The sequence below is a fragment of the Bacillus sp. SJS genome, assembly GCF_000732485.2.
In the GTDB taxonomy this organism is placed as follows: Bacteria; Bacillota; Bacilli; order Bacillales; family Bacillaceae; genus Metabacillus_B; species Metabacillus_B sediminis.
Genome location: NZ_JAQV02000018.1, coordinates 89,819 through 116,257 on the forward strand (window position 1 = coordinate 89,819; position 26,439 = coordinate 116,257).

The window sequence follows — 26,439 nt, forward strand, 5'->3', positions numbered from 1 at the left end:
CTTATCTCTCCTTGCTGAATAAGAAAAATTGAGTGCTCATCGGTTCTGCGTGAATGGAATCGGCCGTCAGCGCTGTGCCTTTCAGCAGATCCTCAGCTTCTTTTCCTGTAAGTTCCGCAGGGAATGGAATGGCTAAAGGAACTTCGGATTGATTGACAACTGCAGCCAGAATCTGCTGGTCATTTTCCTTTGCGTAAATCAATGTATTATCCTCACTGTTTGCTTCTAATACCTTAAACTCGCCTTCATTCGCAAAAATAGGGTAGGTTTTGCGGAGCTCAAGCAATTTTTTCACAAAACGATGGAGCTCTCTATCCTGTTCGTCCTCATCCCACACCATGCATGCACGGCAGCCGGGATCGTTCCCGCCGGCCATGCCGATTTCATCTCCATAGTAGATGCAAGGAGAGCCCCCGAAGCTAAGCTGAAAAGCAAACAGCTGCTTTACGCGGTCCTTGCTATCGCCGGCTAATGTAAGGATGCGGTCTGTGTCATGGCTGCCAAGCAGGTTAAAGGCCACTTCGTTTATATTCTTAGGATAAGCATGCAGTCCGTTCACAATGACGGATGCAAATTCTTCAGCACGTATTTTGCCTTTAGCAAAGAAATTCAGGGCACCGTTTGTAAACGGGTAGTTCATCACGGCGTCAAACTGGTCTCCTAAAAGCCACGGCATGCTGTCGTGCCAGATTTCTCCTAATATATAGACATCTTCTTTCACTTCTTTTACAGCTGTTCTGAAGTCTCTCCAAAATGCATGATCGACTTCATTGGCAACATCTAAGCGCCAACCGTCAATATCAAATTCTTTAATCCAATATTGGCCGACATCAAGTAAATATTTTTTCACGTCCGGATGCTGGGTGTTCAGCTTCGGCATGCTCTTTTCATAAGCGAATGTATCATAGCCTGGAAGATTCTCCTTGATCGGCAGCTCGTATATATGGAACCAATCTTTAAACTGAGAAGCTTCGCCTTTTTCAATCACATCCTGGAAGGGTCCGAAGAAGTAGCCGCTGTGATTGAAAACCGCATCCAGCATCACTTTGATTCCTTTTGCATGAGCTTCCTTCACTAGACGTCGGAACGTTTCTTTATCACCGAATTGCGGGTCAATCTCCATATAATCAATCGTATCGTATTTATGATTCGAAAAGGCTCTAAAAATAGGAGTGAAGTAAATGCCGCTAATTCCAAGGTCCTTTAAATAATCAAGATGCTCAATGACCCCTTCAAAATCTCCGCCAAAAAAGTTGGAGGGAGTCGGGTCCGCACTGCCCCACGGAAGAGCACCCTCCGGATCGATATTCGGATTGCCGTTGCCAAACCGTTCAGGGAAAATTTGATACCAGACCGTATCCTTTACCCAATCAGGTGCTTTAAAGCGGTCTGCTGCATGCAAATACGGGAAACAAAAGAAATTTGCAATATCCTCTAGAGGGGCTTCATCAAAAAATCCTTTTTCAGCATAGATTAATTTTTCTGCTCCAGAAACAAGTTCAAATCCATAGCGCATACGGCGGTAAGGGGGCTGGACAGCAATAAACCAGTAATCGAACAAGTGATCACTCCCCGACTTTTCCATTGGGCTTAAGGAAGCAATCCATTTTCCGTCTTCCCAGTCATAAGGATCTCCGTGGATTAGTTCGACAGCTTCTGCGTCTCCTTTTTTGGTTCTCATGCGGATATGTAAGGTTTTATCATCATAAATGTAGGCAAATTCATTTTTGGGCCGGTGATAAATAGCTTCTTTTAGCATAAAAGACTCACTCCTATATTCATAGAACGCAAACGTTTGCGTTCATTTAAGATAATTAAAGATTAGGTGAAAGCACTGTTAATGTCAATTATGGATGATTTTAAAAAATGTGCAAAAGTTATGAAAAAAATGCTTGTCAAAACCCAAATAGGCGCTATAATAAGATTTAGGTTGTGCAATCGTTTTCACAGAAATGCAAGCGCTTAAGTGAAAGCGTTATATTTTGAACAGACCGTGCAAACGCTTGTACATACTACTACTACTTTTTTACTAGACAACAATATTAGGAGGGGTCAGAATGAAGAAAGTCATGTCCTTATTCATGATGGTAATTCTTCTTATCGGCGTATTGGCTGCTTGCGGTCCAGACGCGAAAAAGGGAGCATCAACGGAAGGCAATAACGAGAAATCCGGAGAAGCAGCAAAACCGGAAAAACTAATTGTTTGGGAAGATAAAGATAAATCCAAATGGCTAGAAAAAGCCGCTGCTGATTTTGAAAAAGAAAACGGTATCAAAATTGAGTTTAAAGAAGTTGAAATGGCAACAAAAATGCGTGATCAGCTTCGTCTTGACGGACCAGCTGGAACAGGTCCTGACGTAGTAACACTTCCGCATGACCAAATCGGCCAGGTAGCAACAGAAGGTCTGATTGCACCGCTTACTGTAGACAAAGCAGTAACAGATGCGTTCACTGAATCTTCTATTACATCTCAAACTTACGACGGCAAACTATACGGACTTCCAAAGTCTACTGAAACTCCAGTACTTATCTATAACAAAGCATTAGCAACTGAAGTTCCTGCAACAATGGAAGATCTTCAAGCGAAAGCAAAAGAACTTACAACTGGCGGCAAATACGGCTTCCTTGCTTTATTCGATAACTTCTACTTTGCAAACGCTGTTATTGGCGGTATGGGTGGTTATGTATTCGGTGAAGAAGGCGGCAAGCCAAATCCGAAAGATCTTGGACTTAACAATGATGGCGCTGTTAAAGGTGCAGAATTCATTCAAACTTTCTACACAGACGGTCTTTTCCCTAAAGGAATCATCGGTGAAAATGGCGGATCTGCTCTTGACGGACTTTTCAATGAGGGCAAAGCTGCTTACGTAATGAACGGACCATGGGCATTCCAATCTTATAAAGATTCTGGAATTGACATTGGTGTAGCACCGCTTCCAAAATTCGCAAACGGCGAACCTATGAAAACTTTCGTTGGTGTTAAAGGATGGCATGTAAGTGCATTCTCTAAAAACCAGGAATGGGCAACTAAATTCGTTGAGTATGTAACAAGCGAAGATGTAGCAAAAGCACGTTATGAGCAAACGTTTGAAATTCCTCCGGTAAAAGCACTTGCTGAGGATCCAATCATTGCTGATAATCCAGAAGCTAAAGCAGTAGCAGATCAATCTGCTGTAGGTATCCCAATGCCTAACATCCCAGAAATGGGTGAAGTATGGAAGCCAATGGCTGACAACCTTCAAACACTTGTAACAGGCAAAACAGAGCCGAAAGCTTCTCTTGATGCGGCTACAAAAGCAATCGAGCAAAACATTACAGCGAACCACTCTAAATAAGCATGACTTGAGAAGTAGTACCTCTGTCCAGGGGTACTGCTTCCTTTCCTAAAAAGGATAAAGAAAGCGGAGCAGGCTTTTAAGAAGCGGTAAATCAGCAAAGATTACTGTTTCCTAAGAGCCTGGCTCTTCCAAAGAATGATCAGTCAGCAGCAGGCAACCGTGTTCTGCTAGAAAGAAAGGGGAATACCGACATGGCAGATTTAGCTTACAAGCCAAACCAAGAACCAGCAGAGCTCGTTCATCAGTCCAGCCACAGAAAAAAAGCAGCAGCCCTTTCCATCATCCCTGGATTAGGTCAAATTTATAACAAGCAATATGTGAAAGCTGCAGCGTTCCTAGTAATTGCGGCATCCTTCCTATTTGTAACATGGGATATGCTCGATATCGGAATTTGGGGACTCATGACCCTTGGAACCGAAACTCCAAGAGATCATTCTATTTTCCTTTTAGTCTACGGAATCATTGCTCTATTTATTGTAGCTTTTGGATTAGCCTTTTATTTTATCAATATACGCGATGCTTATAAAAATGGGGAGAAGAGGGACCTGAATATTCCTTTGAGCTCCATTAAAGAACAGTATAGAAATCTTGTAGATAACGGATTCCCATATTTAATTATGACACCAGGCTTTATGCTCCTCGCCTTTGTTGTCATTCTGCCGATTATTTTTATCGTCCTCCTTTCCTTTACTAACTATGATCTTTACCACTCTCCGCCCGCTAAGCTTGTAGATTGGGTTGGATTCCAGAATTTCGTTGATATATTCAGCATTGACATTTGGCGTCAAACATTCTTCTCTGTATTCGCCTGGACGATTGTATGGACGTTTGGTGCAACGACTTTGCAAGTAGCGCTTGGGATTTTCCTTGCTATTCTCGTAAACCAAAAGGATCTAAAGGGGAAAGCCATTATCCGTACGGTTTTCATCTTGCCTTGGGCAGTACCTTCCTTTGTTTCAATTCTAATCTTTGCCGGTCTATTTAATGAGTCATTCGGAGCGATCAACGTTGATATCCTATCAATCTTTGGAATCGATCCCATTCCCTGGATGACAGAGCCGATGTATGCAAGAATTGCTCTGATCTTCATTCAGTGCTGGCTTGGATTCCCGTTCATCTTCGCCATGACGACAGGTGTTCTTCAATCCATACCGGATGAGCTTTATGAGGCAGCTACAGTAGATGGAGCCAACACATGGCAGAAGTTCAAAGGCATTACGCTTCCGCTTGTGCTATTCTCAACAGCACCAATCATCATCACTCAATACACATTTAACTTTAATAACTTTAACGTCATCTATCTGTTCAATGGCGGCGGACCTGCAGTAGCAGAACAAAATGCAGGATCAACGGATATCCTGATTTCCTGGATTTACCGCCTGACGATGTCATCTGCCCAGTATTCGAAAGCAGCAGCCATCACATTAATGCTTTCGTCAATTGTTATCATTGTAGCAATCTGGCAATTTAGAAGAACAAAATCATTCCAAGAGGAGGATATGATGTAATGAGCTCAAAACAGCAGAAATTAGTCAGACTAACGTTATCCTACCTCGTGATCCTGTTTATGTTTGCGGTCATTCTTTATCCTGTTGCTTGGGTGGTTGGGTCTTCTTTTAACCCGGGAAACAGCTTATCGGGGTCAACGATCATCCCGAAAAATCCTTCTCTGAAGCACTATCAGTTCTTGTTTGATATAAAAGAGAGCAACTACTTATTCTGGTACTGGAACTCACTGAAAATCAGCGTAATGACGATGCTTTTGACGCTCATTATGGTTTCATTAACTGCCTATTCTTTTTCCCGCTACCGCTTTGTCGGCCGGAAAAACGGATTAATGACGTTCCTGATTCTTCAAATGATTCCAAACTTCGCAGCATTGATTGCGATTTATGTTCTTGCTCTCGTTACAGGACTTCTTGATTCCCATTTCGGATTAATTCTTGTCTATGTGGGCGGACAAATTCCGATGAATACGTATTTAATGAAGGGATATCTGGACACAATCCCGAAAGAATTAGATGAGTCTGCAAGAATGGACGGCGCCGGCCACCTTCGGATCTTCTTCCAGATTGTCATGCCGCTTGCGAAGCCAATTATTGCGGTAGTCGGATTGTTCTCATTCATCGCACCGCTTACAGACTTTATTATTGCGAGCGTGCTGCTCCGTTCAGAGAAAAACTTTACATTGGCAGTCGGCCTTTATGACATGGTTGCAAAGCAATTTGGAGCGGAATTTACAAAGTTCGCAGCAGGTTCTGTGTTAATTGCCGTACCAATCGCCATTCTGTTCCTGTCCTTGCAGAGATATTTCGTCTCCGGACTTACAGCTGGAGGAACAAAAGGATAAGCATTTAAAGAAAGGTTCGGAGAAAAGGGCGCAGGCCCGTGCTTTCCCCGAACCTTTTTTTGAAGAAAAAACAAAGGGGTAAGACATGTTTATGAATAAAAAGCAGATAATCCTATGCTTTGCACTGCTGCTGATTCTGCCGTTTCAAACGGTTTCTGCGGCAGACAGCGATGCATCAGGCTGGCAGGATGAACGGATTTATTTCCTTGTGGTAGACCGGTTTGCAAATGGAGATCCGGCAAATGATCTCGATGCGGACCGCAGTAATCCATCTGCCTATCATGGGGGAGATTTTAAAGGGATTACAAAAAAACTCGATTATTTGAAAGAGATGGGGTTTACGGCTATCTGGCTCACTCCTGTGTTTGAGAATGAAGGACAGGGCTACCACGGCTACTGGATTTCTGATTTCAGAAACACGGAAAAGCATTTCGGAACGATGGAAGAGTTTAAAACCCTTGTGAAGGAAGCCCACAAAAGGGACATAAAGGTTCTGCTTGATTTTGTCGTCAACCATACTGGCTATCAGCATGAATGGCTAAACGATTCGAATAAGAAAAACTGGTTCCATGAAAAACAGGAACTAACCAACTGGGAGAGCCAGAAGGATCTTGAAAACAATTGGCTCTATGGGCTTCCGGATTTAAATCAGGAAAATCCAGAAACGAGAAAGTACCTTCTTGACACGGCAAAATGGTGGATTACTGAAACAGACATTGATGGATACAGACTGGATACAGTCCGCCACGTACCAAAAGACTTTTGGGCTGAATTTGCGAAAGAGGTCAAATCAGTTAAAAAGGATTTCTTCCTGCTCGGTGAGGTATGGTCCGATGATCCGGCCTATTTAGCAGAATACGAAAAAACTGGGATTGATTCTTTCGTTGACTATCCGTTTTACGAGGAAGCCTCTGAAATTTTCTCCAAATCCGGACAATCAGCTGCTCCTCTCATTGATGTATGGAAGCGTAATGAGCACTACTATAAGTCACCCTATCTGCTCGGTACTTTCCTGGACAATCATGATAACATCCGATTTACGAGAAAAGCGCTGATTAATCAGGAACCGCCTGGCATCAGATGGAAGCTTGGATTAACGTATTTGTTCACAGCACCAGGAATACCGATCGTTTATTATGGCAGTGAAATTGCCCTTGACGGAGCAGCGGATCCGGATAATCGCAGAATGATGGATTTCCGTGCAGATAAAGAACTGATAACGTATATAACGAAGCTAAACAGCATTCGAGGTCATGAATCTGCACTTGTAAAAGGAAATATGGAAAAACTGTATGATGATAAGGGGCTGACAGTCTTCAAACGTTCCTACAAGGGAGACACCGTTGTTGTAGCTATAAACAATTCAGATAAAACAGGTAAGGCAGCACTCCCAGCGGATGTTCTGGCAAAAGGGAAAGAGCTGAATGGGTATTTAACAGGTGAAGCGGTAAAGGAATCGGACAAGGGATACGAGCTGGTCCTTGATCGCGAGACAGCCGAAATTTATAAGCTTGAGGACAAATCAGGTCCGCATTGGGGTTTAATCACCGCAACCGTATTTGTACCAGTCCTGTTTGGTGGATTTTTTTATGCGGCAGGCAGAAGGAGAAAGGCAAATTCATAAGCGCTTTTGTTTCTCAGGGCTGAATATGTTATAACAACATGATAGAGTCATGTACGGAACAATATAATGTAAGCATTTTCTTTTTTGTTGAAATGGATTGGGTGGGAGAGAGGAAGTGGGAAAATGGCGACAATAAAAGACGTGGCAAAATTGGCAAAAGTGGCGCCATCTACAGTGTCGAGGGTCATTGCGAACAACCCTCGCATCAGTGACCGGACAAAGGAACGCGTACGCGAGGCGATGAAGAACCTTGGGTATCATCCGAATTTTATTGCAAGAAGCCTTGCAAATCAGTCTACGCAGGCAATCGGCATCGTCCTGCCAAGCTCAGCAGACAAAGCGTTCCAAAATCCATTTTTTCCTGAAGTCATAAGAGGAATAAGCAAAGCTGCTCATCAAAAACAGTATGCCCTATATATGTCAACTGGTGAAACAGAAGAAGAGATATATGATGGTGTCGTCCATATGGTTGAAGGGAAAAGAGTGGATGGAATTGTTCTTCTTTACTCCAGTGTGAATGACAAGCTGACACTCTTTCTCCGGAAAAAGGAGTTTCCTTTCGTCATAGTCGGCAAGCCGTTTAAGGATGTTAATGAAATTACCCATGTTGATAATGATAACTACCGTGCTTCTAAGGAAGTAACCGAGCATTTAATTGAGATAGGTCATGAGCAAATTGCCTTTATCGGAGGAGATTTGAACCTTGTCGTCACCATCGATCGTCTGCTAGGCTATGAAAAAGCAGTGCGAAATGCCGGCCTGCCTTACAAGGATGAATATATTGTCCACGAGGAATTTTTAAAAGAGGGCGGACAGGAAGCGGTTAAGGAGCTGTTCGGCTTAAGCCAACCTCCAACAGCCCTGGTCGTGGCCGATGACCTCATGGCAGTCGGCGTCCTGAAAATGCTTTTCAAAATGGGGATCCGCGTACCGGAAGATGTCTCCGTGGTCTCATTTAACAACATCATGATGGCTGAACTGTCACAGCCTCCGCTCACAACCGTCGACATCAACATCTTCCAGCTCGGCTGCGAATCGGCGAGAAGCATCATTCAGACAATCGAGTATCCGATGGAACCGGCAAGACGAATCATCATTCCTCATAAAGTTGTTAAGCGCCAGTCTTGTAAAGCTAGGGACACGGCTGAATTGAAGGAAGCTTAATAAGGAAAAGCCCGCTGGTGGTGCAGCGGGCTTTTTGTGTGCTCACGGGAGCGGGAGATTGTATGGGGTCAGAAATGGTTGAAAAATGAAATGTTCAAATGATGGTCTTAAATGGCTAAATAAGTGGGAGGAATGTCTAGATTGCAAGGCGGAGCGGACAGATAAGGGGCGCGAACGGACAAAAAAAGGGGACGGCCAAATAAAGGTTCTGACCGGCTAAATAAGAAGGGAGAACGGCTAAATTGTAAAGTGGAGCGGACAGATAAGGGGCGCGAACGGACAAATAAAAGGGGATGGCCAAATAAAGGTTCTGACCGGCTAAATAAGAAGGGAGAACGGCTAAATTGTAAGGCGGAACGGCCAGATTAAGGGCGCGAGCGGACAAATAAAAGGGGACGGCCAAATTATAAATTTAACCGTCCGAATAAAGGTCGATTCGAGGCAAAAAAATTCTCCCGCTTCTAAGAATGGGAGAATTATCTCTGTTTATATTAACCGTTTACGACTTTCCCGCCATTTACATGCAGGACCTGTCCTGTAACATATGTGGAGTCTGCGCTTGCCAGGTAAACATAGCTTGGTGCCAATTCTTCAGGCTGTCCCGGTCTTTGCATTGGAGTATCCGCACCAAACTCGGCAACCTTATCTTCCGGGAAAGTGGATGGAATCAGCGGTGTCCAAATAGGACCCGGTGCAACGCCGTTCACACGAATTCCTTTTTTTATCAGGTTGCCTGATAAAGAACGGGTAAAGGAGGTGATGGCCCCTTTCGTTGCAGAGTAGTCGATTAGCCCCGGTGAGCCGGCGTATGCTGTAATCGATGTTGTATTGATGATGGAGCTGCCTTCCTTAAGATGCGGAAGGGATGCTTTTGTTAGATGGAACATGGAGAAGATGTTTGTTTTAAATGTCCGCTCAAGCTGTTCAGCTGTAATGTCTTCGAAATTGTCTTGTGGATGCTGTTCGGCTGCGTTGTTTACGAGTATATCAAGTTTGCCGAATTTGACGATGGTTTCCCTTACAACCTGTTTGCAAAATCCTTCATCGCCTATATCTCCGGCAATAATAAAGCAGCTGCGGCCTTCCTTTTCCACTAAACGCTTCGTTTCAGATGCGTCATCATGTTCATTTAAGTAAGCGATGGTGACGTCTGCGCCTTCTCTTGCAAAAAATACGGCTACGGCGCGTCCGATTCCGCTGTCTCCGCCAGTAATAATAGCAGTTTTCCCTTCCAGCTTCCCGCTGCCTTTGTAGAAGTCACCAGCAAATTTAGGGGCTGGATTCATCAAGGTTTCCTGTCCCGGCTGAACATCCTGTTCCTGTGCCGGCATCGTTTGCTTTTGTTCATTTTGTCCGCTCATTTTTTCCACTCCTTATATATCAGTGATTCTCTCATACTTGATGATTCCCCAAGAATGGAAAATAAAACATTACAAAAACAGAACCGGCAAACGCCGGCTCTGTTACATGACATTAAAATACCTTGCATCGGGATGGGAGACGACGATCGCTGAAACCGATGCTTCCGGTTCCATCATAAATCCGTCCGTCAATTCAATGCCGATCGTTTCAGGGCGGATCAGTCTGAATAGCTTAGCCTGATCATCGAGATCCGGACAGGCAGGATAGCCGAATGAGTAGCGCTGTCCCTGATACTTAGCTGAGAATCGCTGATCCATTGTAAAGTCCGTTGCGTCCGGGAAGCCCCACCGGTCACGGATGAGCTGATGGGTCCGTTCAGCAAGGCCCTCTGCCATTTCAAGCGCCAATGCCTGGACCGCATGGCTCTTCAGGTAATCACCCTGTTCCTTAAATCGGTTCGCGGCTTTTCTGACATTGCGTCCAGCTGTTACTGCGAAGAAGGAGACATAGTCTTCGCCTTCGCTTTCCTCCCGGACGTAGTCTGAGATACAGCGGTTCGGAAGCTTCACCTGTCTCGGGAAATCAAAGGTTTCAAGCGGAGAGCCGGCTTCTTCAGAAAAAATGTGAAGCTTGTTGCCTTCGCTTTGAGCTCGGAAAAACTGATACACAAAAGCGGGTTCAAACCAATTTTCTTCTTTTCCCTGGACAATCAGGTCTTCAATCAGCTGCTTGAGTGCCAGTGTTTTTTCATCTTTTTTTGCAATCAATTCTTTGATTTTTCCTTTAACCCCTAAATGGTGGCCAAGGAGCATTTGCATGTTAATGTACGGCAGGATATGCTCAAGACTGATGGATTTTACCACATGCCGTTTACAGTCGGCCGGCTTGAGAAGCTCCGCCGCCGTTATGGTTTTTCTTTTTTCCAATAGTGTTGCCACTGCAGAGGATGGCTCTCTTGTGACCGTAATGGTTTCCGGTATTTCTTTTTTCACAAATTGTCCAGGGTCTTGCCTCAGTCTGTTTGCCAAAGAGAGGCCATCCATGGCATCTTTTGCATACAGCACGGTTCCTTGATATTCAGGAGAAATTTTATAATCCGTAAACTTTCTTGAAAGAGCTGCACCGCCGACCATAATCGGAGTTTCAATGTCAGCCTGCTTTAAATCCTGTGCCGTCAGAACCATTTGCTGGGCCGATTTTACAAGAAGGCCCGATAAGCCAATTACATCTGGTTTTTCCCTGCGGACAGCTTCGATGATTTCCTGCGGTGTGACTTTGATACCGAGGTCGACAACTCGAAACCCGTTATTGCTCAAGATTATCTCCACTAGATTTTTGCCGATATCATGAACGTCACCTTTTACGGTGGCCAGCAGAATTTTCCCTTTCCCGCTGTCATCCTTGATTTCCATGTGCGGCTCAAGATACGAGACGGAGGTTTTCATAACCTCAGCACTTTGCAGAACCTCGGCTACAATGAGCTGATTCGTGTTGAACAGCACGCCAACCTCCGCCATGCCATCCATTAACGGGCCATTAATAATATCAAGCGGGTCAGGATATTTCTGAAGGGCTTCCTCCAAATCCGGAAGCAGTCCTTCTTTTGTTCCTTCTACTATATAAGTGGCCAAACGCTCTTCCAGTGTCAGAGTTTCCGCCGGTTTCTTAACCGTTTTCTTCTTTTCCCGGTAAAAGTTCGTGAAGAGAGCCAGGTTTTCATCGGTTGTATGGAAGAGCAGATCTTCCGCCATCTTGATTTCTTCCGCCGGGATGCTCGCGAAACGCTCCAGTTTTTCGGTGTTTACGATCGCATAGTCAAGCCCGGCCTTCGTACAGTGATACAAATATACGGCGTTTAAAATTTCACGCCCTACCGGAGGAAGACCGAATGATACATTGCTGACCCCGAGAATCGTCAGGCAATCAGGAAGTTCCTTCTTGATCAGTTCCAAGCCTTTGACGGTTTCCGCTGCGGATCCGATGTATTGTTCATCACCCGTACCGACTGGGAACACAAGCGGATCAAAAATAATGTCGGAGGATTTTAAGCCGTGTTTGTTCACAAGCAGCTCATGAGATCGTTTTGCAATCTCAAGTTTTCTTTCGGCTGTTGTGGCCATTCCAACTTCATCAATGGTTCCAACTACAAGAGCAGCACCGTATTTTTTTACAAGGGGGAGCACCGCTTCAAAACGCTCCTCGCCGTCCTCAAGGTTAATGGAATTAATGATGGCTTTCCCTTGTGAATATTTTAAAGCAGTCTCTATGACGATATGATCGGTGGAATCAATGACAAGCGGAACTTTAATTTTCTTTGTGATTTCCTGGATAAACTGCTCCATATCCTCGTTTTCTTCCCGGTCCGGATCTGCCAGACAAATATCAATGACGTGGGCTCCGTTTTTCACTTGAAGCCGGGCGATTTCAGCGGCCTCTTCAAATTTCTGTTCGGAGATGAGGCGTTTAAATTTCCTGGATCCGATGACATTCGTACGTTCTCCAACAAATAGCGGTCTCATGGAATCGTCATACACGAGCGGCTCAATCCCGGAAACGGTATGCTGCTTAAGCTGCTCCCTGACTGGACGAGGTGCAAGGTCTTTAACGGCTTCAGCTAAGGCTTCAATATGTGCGGGAGTGGTTCCGCAGCAGCCGCCGACAATGTTCAGCCAGCCTTTTTCCGCAAATCCCCTTATTTTAGCTGCAAGGGTTGAAGGGGATTCATGATAATTTCCTTCTTCATCAGGAAGACCGGCGTTAGGATAACAGCTGACTGCTGTTCCCGCCATATCCGAGAGAGTACGAATGTGATCGGTCATAAATTCCGGTCCGGTTGCACAGTTAAGACCGACAGAGAGCGGGTTCATGTGCTCTAATGAGATATAGAAGGAATCGATTGTCTGGCCTGCAAGCGTCGTACCCATCGGTTCGATCGTTCCGGATACCATCAGCGGAAGCTCCTTGCCGGTCTTGGCGAAGGCCTCTTTAATCCCGAGAAAGCCCGCTTTTACATTGAGCATATCCTGGCTCGTTTCAAGCAAAAGCAAATCGGAGCCTCCGTCAATCAGCCCCCGCGCCTGCTCTTCATAATTGGCGATTAACCGGTCAAACGTCGTGCCGCCTGTAACAGATAAAGTTTTGGTAGTCGGCCCCATGGAGCCTGCGACATACCGGGGACGCTCAGCTGACGAAAAAGCTTCCGCAGCCTGTTTGGCAAGCTGTGCCCCCTTGAAATTGATTTCATAAGCAAGGTGGCCGAGCTCGTATTCATCTAAAACAATGGCCGTTCCGCCGAACGTATTCGTTTCAATAATATCGGCCCCAGCCTGCAAATATGTTTCATGGATTCGGGAAATGACCTCAGGCCTGGTTAAGGTCAAGTACTCATTACACCCGTCATAAGCCTCTCCGCCAAAATCATCGGCTGTTAAATTCGCGTCTTGAATCATCGTTCCCATTGCTCCGTCTAGTACTAGAATTCTTTTTGTGATTTGTTCACGAATGCTGGACATGTGAAAACTCCCTTTCTGAACGCTGCTTCTCTTTTTCCCGGATGTACTCTGCAAGCTCAACAGAGTATTCGTATTTTAAAAACGGTGTAATCAGATAAATGCCGTTAAATAAGTCAAAAGCGGCATCAATCAGGTCTTTTGCAATTGCAATGCCTTCTTTTTTTGATTGAAGAGGATCAGTGCCTGCTTTTGCCATCGTTTCGCGAATGCTGTCTGAAAGCTTGATGCCTGGGATTTCATGATGGATAAATTCGGCGTTCCGGCTGCTTGTCAACGGCATGATCCCGATATACAGCGGTGCAGGCAGATGCTTGACCGCGTCATGCACCTCTTCCATCTGCTGGATGGAATAAATCGGCTGAGAGATAAAATAATCCGCTCCGCAGGCAATTTTTTTCTCCAGGCGTTCTGCTGCTTTATCTAAATGGCGGACATTCGGATTGAAGGCTCCTGCCACAGTGAAATTCGTTTTGCCGCCGAGTGCTTTTCCTGAGTAGGATAACCCTTCATTGAACTGCTTGATCAGTGAAATCAAGTCGAAGGATGAAAGATCATAAACGGAGGTAGCCCCCGGGAAATCCCCAATTTTAGATGGATCGCCAGTAATCGCCAATACGTCCGTAAGTCCAAGGGAATGGAGTCCCATTAGATGCGATTGAAGGCCGATCAAATTCCGGTCGCGGCAGGTGAGGTGAATAAGAGGCCTCATATCATGCTTTTCCTTTAACTGTGTTCCAACCGCCGCATTGCTGACTCTCGGTGAAGCAAGTGAATTGTCAGCAAGTGTGATACTGTCGATACCGGTCTTTTTCAGCTCTTCAGCTCCTTTAAAAAACTTTTCCAAACTGAGCGTTTTCGGAGGATCCAGTTCGACGATAACAGACCTGCGCTCCTTCACAATCTGGTGGAGCGGGGGATAGGCAGGCTCCAGCCGTTCATGAACGGTTACGGGCTTCCGCTGCTTAACTGCCTTTTCCTTGATAGGTGCAAGCCCTCTTAGCGCATCAGCCATCGCTTTTATATGTTTAGGCGTCGTACCGCAGCAGCCGCCGATCAGTCTTGCGCCTTGGTTACGGAAGGCTAGGGCGCTTTCTGCAAAATAGCCTTCGTCCGATTCATAAACGAGTCTTCCTTCTTCCACAGATGGAAGACTGCCATTTGGGTAGACAGAGAGAAACGCCTTTTCAAGGAGCGGAACCTCTTCAAGTGATTCGAGCATATGATACGGCCCAAGCCTGCAGTTCAGGCCGACTGCATCTGCGCCGAGTGCTTCCAATTCTTTTAAGCCTTTTTCAAGAGGTGTTCCATCCTGCAGCACCCCTGTCTCATGCAGTGAAACATTGGCGACAATCGGCTTACTGGTTTCTTTTCTCGCAATTTCAAGAACCGTTTTCAGCTCTTCCAAATCGTAAAAGGTTTCAAGCAGAAGTCCATCAATGTCTTCATTCAGAAGGACATATAGCTGCTCGCGGAAGCTGCGTTTCAGCTCATCCAGTGTATGGGAGCTTTTTTTGAAAGCACGGACTCCGCCCATTGTGGCGAGAACATAGGCCTGGCTGCCTGCTGCCTTTCTTGCAAGCCTGGCCGCTTTCGAATTGATGGCCCTGATATCATCTTCTAGTCCATAGCGGGATAGTTTAATATGATTTCCGCCGTATGTGTTCGTTTGAATAACCCGTGCACCAGCGTTGATGTATGCCTCATGGATGCTCTGGACCTGATCAGGGTTTGACAGATTCAATTCTTCAAAACATCGGTCAATCCCATGGGAGTATAGAAGGGTCCCCATCGCCCCGTCCGCTATTAAAATTTCATTTTGTAAATCCTCTAGAAAACCCACTGCTGATACCCCCTCTAAAAATAAAAAGCCCTCTTATAGAAGAAGGCTTTAACATTCGGACTTCTTCTTATCTTCCAAGCAAAACGCTTAGCTGGATTTAGCACCTTGGCACGCGCGCTTGCATGACCGGTTGCTGAAGCGTCATCGGGCCAGTCCCTCAGCTTCTCTTGATAAGAACGATATGGAGTTGTTTAAAAATAGATTACTCCCAATTTACCTAATTTTTCGAAAACATTCAAGGGGGAAGGGGAGGTTTTTTACAAAACGGTCTTAAATATGGGGCGGATGAACAGGGAATGAATTCAGGAGGTCACTGAAGGTACTGAATGTAAAGGGGAATGCTGGGGGGGATGGTAATTGCTGACTTTACTGAGATAATTGCTGACTTTTTTAAAAGAATTGCTGACTATCTAAGGTAATTGCTGACTATCCGAAATCAATGCGAACCTGCAAAAAATATCCCAAAACCAATAAAAAAGACCGCTCACCCAAAGCGGTCCACTACAAAAATTATCGGTAATTAATAAATTGCACATCGATTGGAAGTTCAGCCTGTCTGATCGCGGCGATCACCTGCTGCAAATCATCACGGTTTTTTCCGGTGACGCGCACCTGGTCATCCTGAACCTGGGATTTCACTTTCAGTCCGGAGTTTTTAATGATCGTATTAATACGCTTTGCATTGTCCTTATCGATCCCTTGAACCAGCTTGCCGCGCTGGCGTACTGTGCCGCCTGATGCACCTTCTACTTTGCCGTACTGAATGTTCTTTACCGGTACTTCACGGCGGATTAGTTTGCTGATGAGTACATCTTTCAGCTGTTCGAGTTTGTAGTCATCGTCGGATACTAGAACAAGCTCTTCTTTTTCAAGTTTAATATCGCTTTTGCTTCCTTTGAAGTCATAGCGGTTTTGAACTTCCTTTAAAGCTACAACAATGGCATTCTGAACTTCCGGCAATTCAACCTTTGAAACGATGTCAAATGAGTTTTCCTTAGACATGGACATTCCTCCCGAATGAAACCCTCCAGTAAAGGGAAGTTTCACTTTATGTATTGATTATAGTAGAATTAAACATGCCATACAACATGTACGAGGTACAGAAAGGTTAGGTGACTTGTGAGAGCAGGCACATATGAACGATTGGAAATTGATGAGCGTTTGGATTTCGGGTATTTCCTGACGGATGGGGAGACGAGAGTTCTTCTTCATGACAGTGAAATAACGGAGCCAATTGAAGATAAAGATTTTGTCGATGTATTTCTTTACCTTGATTATGAGAGCAGATTGGCTGCAACAATGAAGATGCCGACTCTCCGTGAAGGAGAATACGGCTGGGTAGAAGCGATGGATGCAGTGGATCACATGGGTGTATTTGTGAATATTGGTCTTTCGAAGGATGCCCTTATAGCGAACGATATTCTGCCTGAGGATCGGCTGATTTGGCCTGAAAAGGGAGATCATCTCTATTGTACGATGAGAATTACTGAAAATGGGCGCTTTTTTGCAAGATTGGCATCAGAGGATATCATAAGCGAAAAATTTGTTCAGGCGACGCGCGAGGTTTTTAATAAGAGTGTTTCTGGCCATGTATACCGCCATATTGAAGCGGGCTGCTTCTTTATTTCTGTAGAAGGCTATAAAGGGTTTATTCACTCTAGCCAAATGACAAGGGAACCGCGTCTTGGGGAACTGGTTGAGGGCAGAGTGATTGATGTGAAGGAAGACGGGTCCATTAATGTGTCTCTTCTGCCAAGGAAGCAGGATGCAATGAGTTCGGATGCGGAAAAAATTCTGGACTACATGGGTCTTAGAAACGGAGCTATGCCGTATTGGGATAAATCAGATCCAGAGGACATTAAAGAACGGTTTGGAATGAGCAAGGCTGCATTCAAACGGGCACTCGGCCAACTTATGAAAGAAAGAAGAGTCTATCAGGAAAATGGATGGACATATTTCGCAAAAGAGCAATAAGCCAAGCCGGCTTGTGCTCTTTTTTTGGACATATTAACTCCTCTCTAAAATTGCCGATAAAGTAGGTGTAGTTATAAATAGATAAAAGGGGAGTACCATTTTGCGAAAATATATATCCATCCTTTTTTGTTTGATGCTTCTGGCAGGATGCATGCAGCAGCCTGTCCAAAGTTCAACGGAAAAGAAAATGAAAGTGGGCATTATGCTATCGGATGTCGGACTTGGAGATCAATCCTTCAGTGACTCTGCGTTCAGAGGGCTGCAGAAATCAAGAGATGAGCTGGGCATTCAATTTGATTATAAAGAATTAAAAGATTCGAAAACCTATGAAAAAGGTTTAGAGGATTTAGTCAAAGCAGGAAATGATGTGGTGGTCGGCCTCGGTTTTATGGTTCAGGAGGATCTTGAAAAAGTAGCCAAACAGTATCCGAAACAGCGCTTTATTCTGATTGATGCGGTATCGGAGCTAAAAAATATTACATCCCTGACCTTTAAGGAAGATGAGGGAAGCTATTTAGCAGGAGCGCTTGCAGCCATGAAATCAAAGTCAGCTGTAATTGGCTTCGTTGGAGGAGCGGACGTCCCGCTGATCCGAAAATTTTTAGATGGCTTTCAAAAAGGAGCCATGGCGATTAATCCGGAAGTTCAAGTGAAATCCGTTTTTGCCGAGAATTTCGGAGATGATAAACTCGGAGCAAAGCTCGCCTCCGATTTAATTAAAGAGGATGCAGATCTTTTGTATGCTGCCGCCGGATTTACTGGGGTAGGTGTGCTAAAAGAGGCGCAAAGACAGGGTGTATATGGAATCGGAGTGGACAGTGACCAATATTTCTATGCAGAAAAAGCGGTTATTACATCGATGCTGAAAAACGTAGATGTTGCCATTTATGAAATGATAAAGAATTACAAGAAAAGCGGGAAGCTGCCTGAAGGGCATGTGGAATTCGGCATTGCAGAAAATGGTGTCGCCCTGGCTCCAATTCGCATTTTGGAACTGTCTTCTGAAGAGCAAAGCAAGCTGGACAGTATGATCCAAGAATTCGGAGGGACAGCAAAATGACGATACGCAAACGCCTGATGATCAATATTTTGGGGATGATGGGGCTCGCTGCCGGACTGATCGTTTTCATCATTATAAGTATGCTTTCCATTCAATCCTCCAACCAGGATTATGTTCCGATTATGATGGATGTTCAGCAGCTTGATGCCGATATGAACGGTCTTAAACAAAGCATCAGCAACTTCTCGTTTTCTTTAACAGATGCGCAAAAGGATGAGTCACTGCTAGGAATGAAAAAAGTAGAAAATCGAATTTCGAGCTTGGACAAAAGACTGGGGAAGGATACAGACGCAGTATTATTTACCCGTGCTAAGCAAAAATATGAGGCTTGGAAGCCGGAAGCAATGGCCGCTCTGCAATCCAAAAACTCAGCTGAGGCAAAGCGCCAATCCATCCGAATTGAAGGCATTCAAAATGACATCTATATGCTGAATGATCAATCCAAAGCTTATTATGATGCGCTTCAAAAAGATTTAAAAAACCAAATTACCTTTGTTATTTTTTCAGCCATAATCGGGAGTCTTCTTCTGTTAATCGTTTCCGCGGTAATTGCAGTCCGGATTACATCCAGGATTACGAAACCGCTCAAAAAACTTTCAGAAAATGCGAAGCAAATTACTGAAGGAAATCTTTTGGTGGAAGAAGTTCCGTATAAAGGGAAGGATGAAATTGGCGTTTTAAATGAAGCGTTTGGACAAATGACCAATCAGCTAAAGGCCCTCCTTTTCTCCATCGACAGTGTGAGCAAGGATGTCGAGGGGTTTGCGAAGCAGCTTGAGACCGATAACCGTGCACTAACCGAAATCAGCAACCAGGTGGCGGTTTCAACTGATGAATTGTCCGCAGGTTCGCAATCCATATCTGAGGATCTGCAGGATGCTGTCAACCTGATTGATGAGATGGACCGCAGTTTTCAAAAGAACGTTGAGACAAGCAACCTTGTCTTTAATCATGGAAAGATTGCACAGGAGGCTGTTCACACAGGCAAGGCCGCAATTGATAATCAGAAATCGCTGATTAGGAGCAACCTGGAAGCAAGCGAATATATCCAAAAAACCTCCATGGAATTTGCAGGCTATACAGCTAAAATTGAAGACATGGCAAAAATCGTATCAGGGATAGCGGATCAAACCAATTTGCTTGCCCTTAATGCAGCCATTGAAGCAGCAAGAGCGGGTGAAGCTGGAAAAGGCTTTGCTGTTGTGGCGGAGGAAGTAAGAAAGCTCGCTGAACAATCTGCCAGTTCTACTCATCAGATTTTTGATATGGCCGCCATGATCAAAAAAGGCATTACTGAAGTTTCAGCCGCTGTTGACGGAGGCATGAATCTTGCCCATAAGCAGGAGGATACCATGATGGAGACAACCCAGACCTTTATGGATATCGAGAAAGCTATGAATGATATATCAGAAGAGTTGAGTTTATTAAACACTGGCCTTGTGAATTCAAAGGATTTAGGCGGCAAGGTGCTTAATAATGTTGAAAGCATCAGCGCGGTTGTAGAGGAAACAGCTGCGGGAAGCGAGGAAATTTCCGCTTCCACAACTGAACAGCTTGCGGCTTTTGAAAAACTGACAGCTAAAGTAACGGAGCTGAGAGTGCTGACAGATGATTTGAATATTACACTTGCTCAATTTACGATTAAATAAGGATGAAAGCTCCCCTTTTTTGGGGGGCTTTTTTTGTCGGAAACCCTCTAATTCCCAGATTAACAAGGCTGAATTCAGGGAAAAAGTATCGATATCTGCATCTTAAGGAGAGGTCCAACTGTGTTGATCAACTTTATTCTTGGCATCGCATCAAAAGCTCTGAGCAAGCTGTTCAGCTTTGCGACTGCCTCTTTTCTTGGCCGGGTTCCTTCAAAAGACGATTCCAAAGTGAGCCTGATTGGAGTGCTCTCTTTTTATTGGCTGCTGGTCGCTATCACATTTATTTTCCCGAAAGCATCCCGAAGCCTTATTCCGCTCGCGCCCGATGATCCTAACCTGGTAAGGCTTATGGCCGCTGTCCTGCTGATTGGTATCCCGCTATTCAATGGCTGGTTGACCACCCGGGTGGAAAATTATTCGGGTAATCACCACTCCTTCTTTATGCAAATACTGATGGGATTCCCTGTTACCATCATTATGAGTTTTTTGGTGGTGTCGCTTGTGATTACGATTCCAATTATTAAAGCACCTTATATTATCAACATGTATTATCTGGACACCATAAAAATTATGATTAAAAAAGGGCAATTTGATCAGGTGTATGATCAAATGAAGGAGATTTTGTCTGATTTTACATTTAAAGAAGAGGATCCCCCGAAAGTGATGCAATACCAATTTAACTTTTTAACCTGGGTTCAAAGCAAAATCTTCCATAAGCACATGTCCAAGGATATGAGGGTTTTAAAGGGGGAGGAAGATGGAGAGCATTTTCAGATTATCCTCCATGCTACGGATATCGCCATTACGGCTAAAAGAAAAACAGCAACGAAGCTCCGTTCGATCCTTGCTGAAAGCATAAATGAAGAGTACGTATACTTTTCATGGGACGATCCTTCCCATGAAATTGAGGATGAAATCCTGAAATATAAGCATAGGCTTGCAAATAACGAAGACGTCAGTGCTGAAAATATTAAGCGTTTAGCGGAGAAAATTAAAGAAACCGGTCTTTCCCAGGAAGAGTGGAACTCGATCCGCAGACAGATTTATAAGCTGCAAATTGCGTATTATGACCGGGAAACTGGAGATCTGCCGAGCAAAATAACGGTTGTACCTGATTATTTAATGGCATCAAAAGAACATTAAAAAAAGAGACAGCGGATGAATTCCCGCTGTCTCTTTTACAAATGATCCGTTTTTTTGGAAAACTGTTTTTTTCCGGCTTTACGGTTTTGATCTTCGAGCATATTTTTTGCATGCTCTTTTGCGTTGTTATCTTTCGCCTTTTTATCGTTATCACTTGTTTGCGGCATCTTTCATCCCGCTCCTTTCGAATGGAGATGGTGTTAGGATAACCGCCAGGCTTTCAGATTATGTCACAGATCCTTGTTTAGAAAAAAGAGTGCAATCGTTCCCGGTCCAGAATGGGATCCAACGGCTGAACCAATCATATTAATAAAGACTTCCTTTGGGGAAAACTCCTCAAGGATCATAGCCTTCAGTTCTTCAGCCGTTTCAAGGTCATCTCCATGGCTGATGGCAATGACTTGGTTATCTATTCCCTGGCCCCGTTCCTTCATGAGATCCACCATCCGGCGGAAAACCTTTTTGCGCCCTCTGATTTTCTCTAGAGGAATGAGTTTCCCGTCTTCAACATGCAGGAGCGGCTTGATATTCAGCAGGCCGCCTACAAACGCGGAAGCCTTGCTTACCCGTCCGCCGCGTGCCAGATATTCAAGATCATCTACTGTAAAAAGATGCTCCATATGCTCAGCATAGTTTTTTACAGATTCCTCAATTTCATCTAGAGAGTGACCAGCATTGGAAAGCTCCAATGCCCGTCTTACAGCAAGTCCGCATCCGAGAGAAGCACATTTTGTATCGATAATTGAAAGCTTGAAGTCCGGATATTCCTCCCTCACTTCATTTGCAACCATCACAGCTGTCTGATAGGTCCCGGACAGTTCAGAAGAAAAAGCTACGTATAGCGCGGTTTGGCCTTTTTCTGCAAGCCCCGTAAACACTTCCTTTACTGTCATCGGGTTGCACTGGGATGTTTTAGCCGTATGTCCTGCTTTCATCTCATCATAAATATCTTTAGATTGAATGGTCAGCAAATCTTCATAGTCTTCGCCTTTAAGATGAACTCCAAGAGGAAGGAGGATCACACCGGTATTCTCGAAAAAATCCAATGGCAGATCGCTTGCACTGTCCGCTATAATTTGAACGTTCATATGTACACCTCAGTTTTTCAATTATTTTCTATATTTTACTTGATATTAAATAAAAAGAATACGAATAAATTCACTACACATTGTATAGCAAGGAGCAAGCCTTGACAAACAATGTATTTGGAAACGCATAAATGGGGTAAACCAAAATAAGAACATCGTCTCGGGAGGTATCCAATAATGATTAAAGAAGAATCCAGAAAAATTATCGTCGTCATTTTCGGGGCGCTGCTGAATGCAATTGCGCTGAATTTGTTCCTAATCCCCGCAAAAGTGTATGCAAGCGGATTTACCGGCGTCGCGCAGCTCATTTCAAATATACTGACCCGGTATACGCCGTTTAACGTTTCCACAGGGATCCTGCTGCTTCTACTCAACATCCCGGTATTCTTTTTAGGCTGGAAGATGGTTGGTAAGTCGTTTACCATTTACAGTATAATAAGCGTAGCTGCTACAACTGTTTTTCTCGGATTCATCCCGCTTCAGGGAATTTCGGGGGACATATTGCTTAATGCTGTATTTGGCGGTGTCATTGCCGCGGTAGGTGTCGGTTTAACACTAAAATACGGTGCTTCCACAGGGGGGCTGGATATTGTCGCCATGGTGCTGTCCAGGATGAAGGACAAGCCTGTCGGCACGTATTTTTTCATGCTGAATGCCGTCATTATCTTCTCAGCGGGCGTATTGTTCGGGTGGGAAAAAGCCCTATACACTTTAGTTGCTCTTTATGCATCCACTCGCGTCATTGATGCTATTCATACCAGATATGAAAAATTGACAGCTATGATCGTAACGAAAAAGAGTGAGGAATTAAAAAAAGCAATTCATGCCAAGCTGGTACGGGGAATTACAGCAGTTCCCGCAAAAGGCGGTTTTACAAACGAAACAAAGGAAATGCTGGTAATGGTCATCACAAGATACGAGCTGTATGACCTTGAAAAAACCATTCAGGAAGTGGATCCCCATGCCTTTACCAATATCGTGGAAACAACAGGGATTGTCGGTTCCTTCCGAAAAGACTAAGAGGTGTATAATGAAAAAAACGCTCCTGTTTCTGTGCATAATCCTGCTCTCAGCCTGCACCAATAAGACGGATGAAGGAAAAGAGGTGACTGCACCGATGGAGAAAACAAATCAGGTACTATTGAAAGCATCAGCGGAGGGAAGTGCTGATCAGGCTGTTTTAAAGCTAATCATCCAAAATGATACGGACATAAAAAAAACCTTTTCCTTTCAGACTGGACAAACCTATGAACTGACCGTGCTGGATTCTGAAGGAAAGGAAATGTACAAATATTCCAAAGGTAAGATGTTTACGCAGGCTTTAAGAGAAATAGCACTCGAGCCCGGGGAGAAAAAGGTATATCAGGAAGTTTGGGGATATGATAAAAAGGTCTCACCTGGCGAATATAAGGTGATAGCAGTATTCCTTGGAAAAGAAAAAGGCGGAGAGACTTTGACGGCAAAAGGCACACTGGAAATACCTGAATCGTAAATGAAAACCGCCCGGGTAAGGGCGGTTTTCATTTACTCCGTGCGGCTTTCTAAATCCTGCTGAAACTCCTGAAGCTGGGCTTTTTCAGCCTCAGAACTGTTGGCATAAGCAGAAGATAGGGCATTTTTAGCACGATCGATGGAGGCCTGATCGTGAGGAGCAGCTTCATTTACGGATTCCCGCGCTTTTTGAAATAATTTATTCCCCATCTTAAAACCCTCCGAGAGAAAGATCTTCCGCTTGTTCCTGCTTGCGGCTGACCTGTTCTTCTGCTTCGGCCATTGTCAAATGGTAAGGAATGCGTTCATCGTGCAGAGCAACCGCATTTTTTCCTTGCTGAATAAAACGTCTCGATTTTCCGCTGCCCATCATTACCAGCTCCTCAGGGTTTAGAATAAAAGGGACTCCTCCAGAACGAAGGAATCCCTTTTATCTTTAGCTTAATCCACTATCTTATGGGTGGGAATTTACGCTTATAAATCCAATTCTTTTTTCAAATAAACCGCAACTCCATCATCCATATTGGATAGCGTTTCTTTGTTGGCCGTTTCTTTTACAATATCAATCGCATTTCCCATCGCGACACCCTGGCCGGCAAACTCGAGCATCTCCAAATCGTTATCTTCATCTCCAAACGCAATCACACGCTCAGGAGGAATACCAAAGTGATCTGTAAGCTTTTTCAGTCCGACCGCTTTATTCATGCCGGCTTTAATAATTTCAATGACGTGCCATGGCGCTGCCCATCTCCGGTGCTCAACCACTTCTGCATGAACGTCTGATAAATAAGAACGGATCTTATCTACGTTTTGCTCTTCAGCGTGGATGAGAATACTCGTAACATCCTCACCGAGCGTTTCGCCAAGATGGCCAATCGTCATTTCAGGATCGCCCATGCTGAACACATCCAGAAGCCGCTCATCATGTTTATGGAAATAAACGCGGTCCTTAACCTCAGCAAGCATATTATGTACACCGTGTTTATCCGCAGTTTTTACAATTTCCTGAACGACATCAAGCTCAAGAGTCGTATGAAACATACCCCAGCTGTCATCCTTTGGGTGATGAACGAACGCTCCATTAAAATTAACAATCGGAGTATCCAGTGCAAGCTCTCTGTAATAAAGCGAGCTTGAACGGTAAGGCCTGCCTGTGGCGATGCAAACAATGTGCCCGGCTGCCCTTGCTTTTTGTATGATTTCCTTTGAGTAGCTGGAAATCGTTTTATCATCGCGCAAAAGTGTTCCATCTAAGTCCAATGCAATCAAATAAGGTTTGTTATCCATAAGTTCTCCCTTAATCATCATTTTCTTAGTCCCTATGGTTATTATATCAAAAATACTCCAGTCTTAACGAATTCTAAAGACTGCGGATTTTTTTAAAAGAAACCAAAAGCATGATACACTATATTCAGATAAGGTGTTAGCACAACAAGGAGGATGCTTTAGTGGTCATTGTGGAGAGAATAATCGCGGGCGGAGTACCAAGTCTGCATGTTGTTAAAGAAGAGCTGAAAAATGAGCAAACACCGTTTGTGCTTTTTGTGCACGGTTTTACAAGTGCAAAGGAACACAATTTGCACTATGCATACCTGCTCGCTGAAAAAGGAGCCAGAGTTGTCCTTCCGGAAGCCTTATATCATGGTGAACGATCAGAATCCATGCCGCCAATGGAATTGAACGTCCGCTTTTGGGACATCGTAATGAATACCATTCATGAACTGAAGGCGATCAAGGATTTCTTTCTGAATGAGGGATTGATTGATGAATCCAGAATTGGCGTATCCGGAACCTCTATGGGTGGAATTGTTACGCTTGGGGCACTTACCCAATATCAATGGATTACCGCAGGAGTCAGCTTAATGGGCAGTCCCCACTACGTCCACTTTTTACGAAAACAGGTGGACTATTTGAGAGATGCAGGGCATGTCCTGCCAATTTCAGACGAAGATCTGGAAGCGAAAATGCAATCGCTCGAGCCATTTGATCTGAGCTTACATAAAGAGAGTCTAAATGAACGTCCGCTCCTGTTCTGGCATGGAGAAAAAGACCAAGTCGTACCTTTCAAGCCGACATGGGCGTTTTATGAGGACATTCGGTCTGCCTACGAGGCCAATCCGGACAACATTCAGTTTATTCGGGATCCGAATGCCGACCATAAAGTATCCAGAGAGGGCTTGCTTGGACTTGTAAATTGGTTCGAGACTCACCTTTCCCTGAGCACGCGGGTTTAACAATTAAGCAAAGTCCGTTATAATGCGGAAATAGGCACTGAATGAAGGAGTGAACCAAAATGGAAGAAGCATTAAAAGAAAATCTCATGGGCGCGCTTGAACAAGTCGTCGATCCTGAACTTGGAATCGATATCGTCAACCTCGGCCTCGTATACGATGTTGAAATGGATGAAGCGGGTGCAACTACTGTCACCATGACCCTGACATCCATGGGCTGCCCGCTCGCTGGAACAATCGTAGACCAAGTGAAAATTGCACTTGGCGATATCCCGGAAGTAAAAGAAACCGAAGTGAACATTGTCTGGAATCCGCCGTGGTCCAAAGACCGCATGTCACGCTACGCAAAAATTGCGCTGGGCATTACCTGATCTATCTAGTACAAGCACCGCTTGCCTTATTGGCAGGAGGTGCTTTTTTTGTCGGAACAGAGTGATGCTGGTGATGCTCTTTGGGGTGTATATCGGTCAATGCCCTTAATATATCGGACATTCGCGAGGATATCGGACACTAAAGAAGGGATATCGCTCACTCAGATTGAGATATCGGACATTCAGCCCAGGATATCGGCCACTAGCCTTGAAATATCGGACATTCGCAAGGATATCGGACA

24 protein-coding genes and 1 riboswitch are annotated in these 26,439 nt (G+C 44.5%); of the genes, 14 read left to right on the plus strand and 10 right to left on the minus strand.

What is annotated here, in order from left to right; translation table 11 throughout:
• Position 1: 1 nt before the first annotated feature.
• Complete coding sequence (locus tag AS29_RS10540; protein WP_035410678.1) at positions 2-1,759, minus strand: glycoside hydrolase family 13 protein; 1,758 nt, start codon at positions 1,757-1,759, stop codon at positions 2-4.
• Positions 1,760-2,057: 298 nt separating this feature from the next.
• On the opposite strand from AS29_RS10540, the gene AS29_RS10545 reads away from it, so the two are divergent.
• The 5 genes from AS29_RS10545 (at position 2,058) to AS29_RS10565 (ending at position 8,476) form a co-directional block, all read left to right on the plus strand.
• The gene (locus tag AS29_RS10545; protein WP_035410681.1) at positions 2,058-3,335 is read left to right on the plus strand and encodes a sugar ABC transporter substrate-binding protein; all 1,278 of its coding nucleotides are present in this window, start codon (positions 2,058-2,060) and stop codon (positions 3,333-3,335) included.
• A 194-nt stretch (positions 3,336-3,529) separates the two neighbouring features.
• Positions 3,530-4,846, plus strand: coding sequence for a carbohydrate ABC transporter permease (locus AS29_RS10550; protein ID WP_035410684.1), 1,317 nt, complete (start codon positions 3,530-3,532; stop codon positions 4,844-4,846).
• On the plus strand, positions 4,846-5,688 hold the full coding sequence (locus AS29_RS10555) for a sugar ABC transporter permease (protein ID WP_035410687.1): 843 nt from the start codon (positions 4,846-4,848) through the stop codon (positions 5,686-5,688). The genes AS29_RS10550 and AS29_RS10555 overlap by 1 nt, the downstream gene beginning before the upstream one ends.
• A gap of 91 nt (positions 5,689-5,779) precedes the next feature.
• Entirely contained in the window at positions 5,780-7,312 is a 1,533-nt protein-coding gene (locus AS29_RS10560) for an alpha-amylase family glycosyl hydrolase (RefSeq protein ID WP_035410735.1), read from the plus strand.
• A gap of 123 nt (positions 7,313-7,435) precedes the next feature.
• Positions 7,436-8,476: a LacI family DNA-binding transcriptional regulator gene (locus tag AS29_RS10565; RefSeq protein ID WP_035410690.1), complete on the plus strand. Its 1,041-nt coding sequence runs from the start codon at positions 7,436-7,438 to the stop codon at positions 8,474-8,476.
• Between the two features lie 491 nt (positions 8,477-8,967).
• Here AS29_RS10565 and AS29_RS10570 read toward each other — a convergent pair whose 3' ends face one another.
• The 4 genes from AS29_RS10570 to AS29_RS10585 form a co-directional block, all read right to left on the minus strand.
• The gene (locus tag AS29_RS10570; protein WP_035410692.1) at positions 8,968-9,837 is read right to left on the minus strand and encodes an SDR family oxidoreductase; all 870 of its coding nucleotides are present in this window, start codon (positions 9,835-9,837) and stop codon (positions 8,968-8,970) included.
• A gap of 102 nt (positions 9,838-9,939) precedes the next feature.
• Positions 9,940-13,350, minus strand: a complete 3,411-nt coding sequence (gene metH, locus AS29_RS10575; RefSeq protein ID WP_035410695.1) for a methionine synthase — start codon at positions 13,348-13,350, stop codon at positions 9,940-9,942.
• On the minus strand, positions 13,334-15,190 hold the full coding sequence (locus tag AS29_RS10580; protein WP_035410698.1) for a bifunctional homocysteine S-methyltransferase/methylenetetrahydrofolate reductase: 1,857 nt from the start codon (positions 15,188-15,190) through the stop codon (positions 13,334-13,336). The genes metH and AS29_RS10580 overlap by 17 nt, the downstream gene beginning before the upstream one ends.
• Positions 15,191-15,254: 64 nt before the next feature.
• Positions 15,255-15,367: riboswitch (SAM riboswitch) on the minus strand.
• A 333-nt stretch (positions 15,368-15,700) separates the two neighbouring features.
• Positions 15,701-16,192 carry a YajQ family cyclic di-GMP-binding protein gene (locus AS29_RS10585; protein WP_035410702.1) on the minus strand — a complete coding sequence of 164 codons (492 nt, stop codon included), beginning with the start codon at positions 16,190-16,192 and terminating at the stop codon, positions 15,701-15,703.
• 117 nt (positions 16,193-16,309) lie between these two features.
• Here AS29_RS10585 and AS29_RS10590 point away from each other — a divergent pair, with 117 nt between their 5' ends.
• The 4 genes from AS29_RS10590 (at position 16,310) to AS29_RS10605 (ending at position 21,016) form a co-directional block, all read left to right on the plus strand.
• Positions 16,310-17,164 (plus strand): CvfB family protein, encoded by an 855-nt coding sequence (locus AS29_RS10590; protein ID WP_035410704.1) that lies wholly within the window; start codon positions 16,310-16,312, stop codon positions 17,162-17,164.
• A 100-nt stretch (positions 17,165-17,264) separates the two neighbouring features.
• Entirely contained in the window at positions 17,265-18,224 is a 960-nt protein-coding gene (locus tag AS29_RS10595) for a BMP family lipoprotein (protein WP_035410706.1), read from the plus strand.
• Positions 18,221-19,873 carry a methyl-accepting chemotaxis protein gene (locus AS29_RS10600; RefSeq protein WP_035410709.1) on the plus strand — a complete coding sequence of 551 codons (1,653 nt, stop codon included), beginning with the start codon at positions 18,221-18,223 and terminating at the stop codon, positions 19,871-19,873. The genes AS29_RS10595 and AS29_RS10600 overlap by 4 nt, the downstream gene beginning before the upstream one ends.
• Before the next feature lie 120 nt (positions 19,874-19,993).
• A complete protein-coding gene (locus AS29_RS10605; RefSeq protein ID WP_035410712.1) occupies positions 19,994-21,016 on the plus strand; it encodes a hypothetical protein in 1,023 nt (340 codons plus the stop codon).
• Positions 21,017-21,051: 35 nt separating this feature from the next.
• On the opposite strand, the gene AS29_RS21025 is transcribed toward AS29_RS10605, so the two are convergent.
• Both AS29_RS21025 and AS29_RS10610 read right to left on the minus strand, forming a co-directional pair.
• Positions 21,052-21,183, minus strand: a complete 132-nt coding sequence (locus AS29_RS21025; protein ID WP_082883813.1) for a DUF3941 domain-containing protein — start codon at positions 21,181-21,183, stop codon at positions 21,052-21,054.
• A gap of 63 nt (positions 21,184-21,246) precedes the next feature.
• Positions 21,247-22,104, minus strand: coding sequence for a DegV family protein (locus tag AS29_RS10610; protein ID WP_035410715.1), 858 nt, complete (start codon positions 22,102-22,104; stop codon positions 21,247-21,249).
• Between the two features lie 177 nt (positions 22,105-22,281).
• Between AS29_RS10610 and AS29_RS10615 the strand changes: the two genes are divergently transcribed.
• Positions 22,282-23,124 (plus strand): YitT family protein, encoded by an 843-nt coding sequence (locus tag AS29_RS10615; RefSeq protein ID WP_035410718.1) that lies wholly within the window; start codon positions 22,282-22,284, stop codon positions 23,122-23,124.
• A 10-nt stretch (positions 23,125-23,134) separates the two neighbouring features.
• Positions 23,135-23,596, plus strand: a complete 462-nt coding sequence (locus tag AS29_RS10620) for a BsuPI-related putative proteinase inhibitor (RefSeq protein WP_051860794.1) — start codon at positions 23,135-23,137, stop codon at positions 23,594-23,596.
• Positions 23,597-23,628: 32 nt separating this feature from the next.
• On the opposite strand, the gene AS29_RS21030 is transcribed toward AS29_RS10620, so the two are convergent.
• The 3 genes from AS29_RS21030 to AS29_RS10625 all read right to left on the minus strand — a co-directional run bounded on the left by AS29_RS21030 (position 23,629) and on the right by AS29_RS10625 (position 24,882).
• A complete protein-coding gene (locus tag AS29_RS21030; RefSeq protein ID WP_082883815.1) occupies positions 23,629-23,805 on the minus strand; it encodes a DUF3813 domain-containing protein in 177 nt (58 codons plus the stop codon).
• 1 nt (position 23,806) lies between these two features.
• Complete coding sequence (locus AS29_RS21600) at positions 23,807-23,965, minus strand: hypothetical protein (protein ID WP_197491600.1); 159 nt, start codon at positions 23,963-23,965, stop codon at positions 23,807-23,809.
• A 104-nt stretch (positions 23,966-24,069) separates the two neighbouring features.
• Positions 24,070-24,882: a Cof-type HAD-IIB family hydrolase gene (locus tag AS29_RS10625; RefSeq protein WP_035410741.1), complete on the minus strand. Its 813-nt coding sequence runs from the start codon at positions 24,880-24,882 to the stop codon at positions 24,070-24,072.
• A 161-nt stretch (positions 24,883-25,043) separates the two neighbouring features.
• Here AS29_RS10625 and AS29_RS10630 point away from each other — a divergent pair, with 161 nt between their 5' ends.
• From AS29_RS10630 to AS29_RS21750, 3 genes are all read left to right on the plus strand, one after another.
• On the plus strand, positions 25,044-25,829 hold the full coding sequence (locus AS29_RS10630; protein WP_035410721.1) for a prolyl oligopeptidase family serine peptidase: 786 nt from the start codon (positions 25,044-25,046) through the stop codon (positions 25,827-25,829).
• A 59-nt stretch (positions 25,830-25,888) separates the two neighbouring features.
• A complete protein-coding gene (locus AS29_RS10635) occupies positions 25,889-26,197 on the plus strand; it encodes a metal-sulfur cluster assembly factor (protein WP_035410724.1) in 309 nt (102 codons plus the stop codon).
• A gap of 48 nt (positions 26,198-26,245) precedes the next feature.
• Positions 26,246-26,439 (plus strand): hypothetical protein (locus AS29_RS21750; RefSeq protein WP_035410727.1); only part of this gene is annotated, 194 nt, incomplete at its 3' end.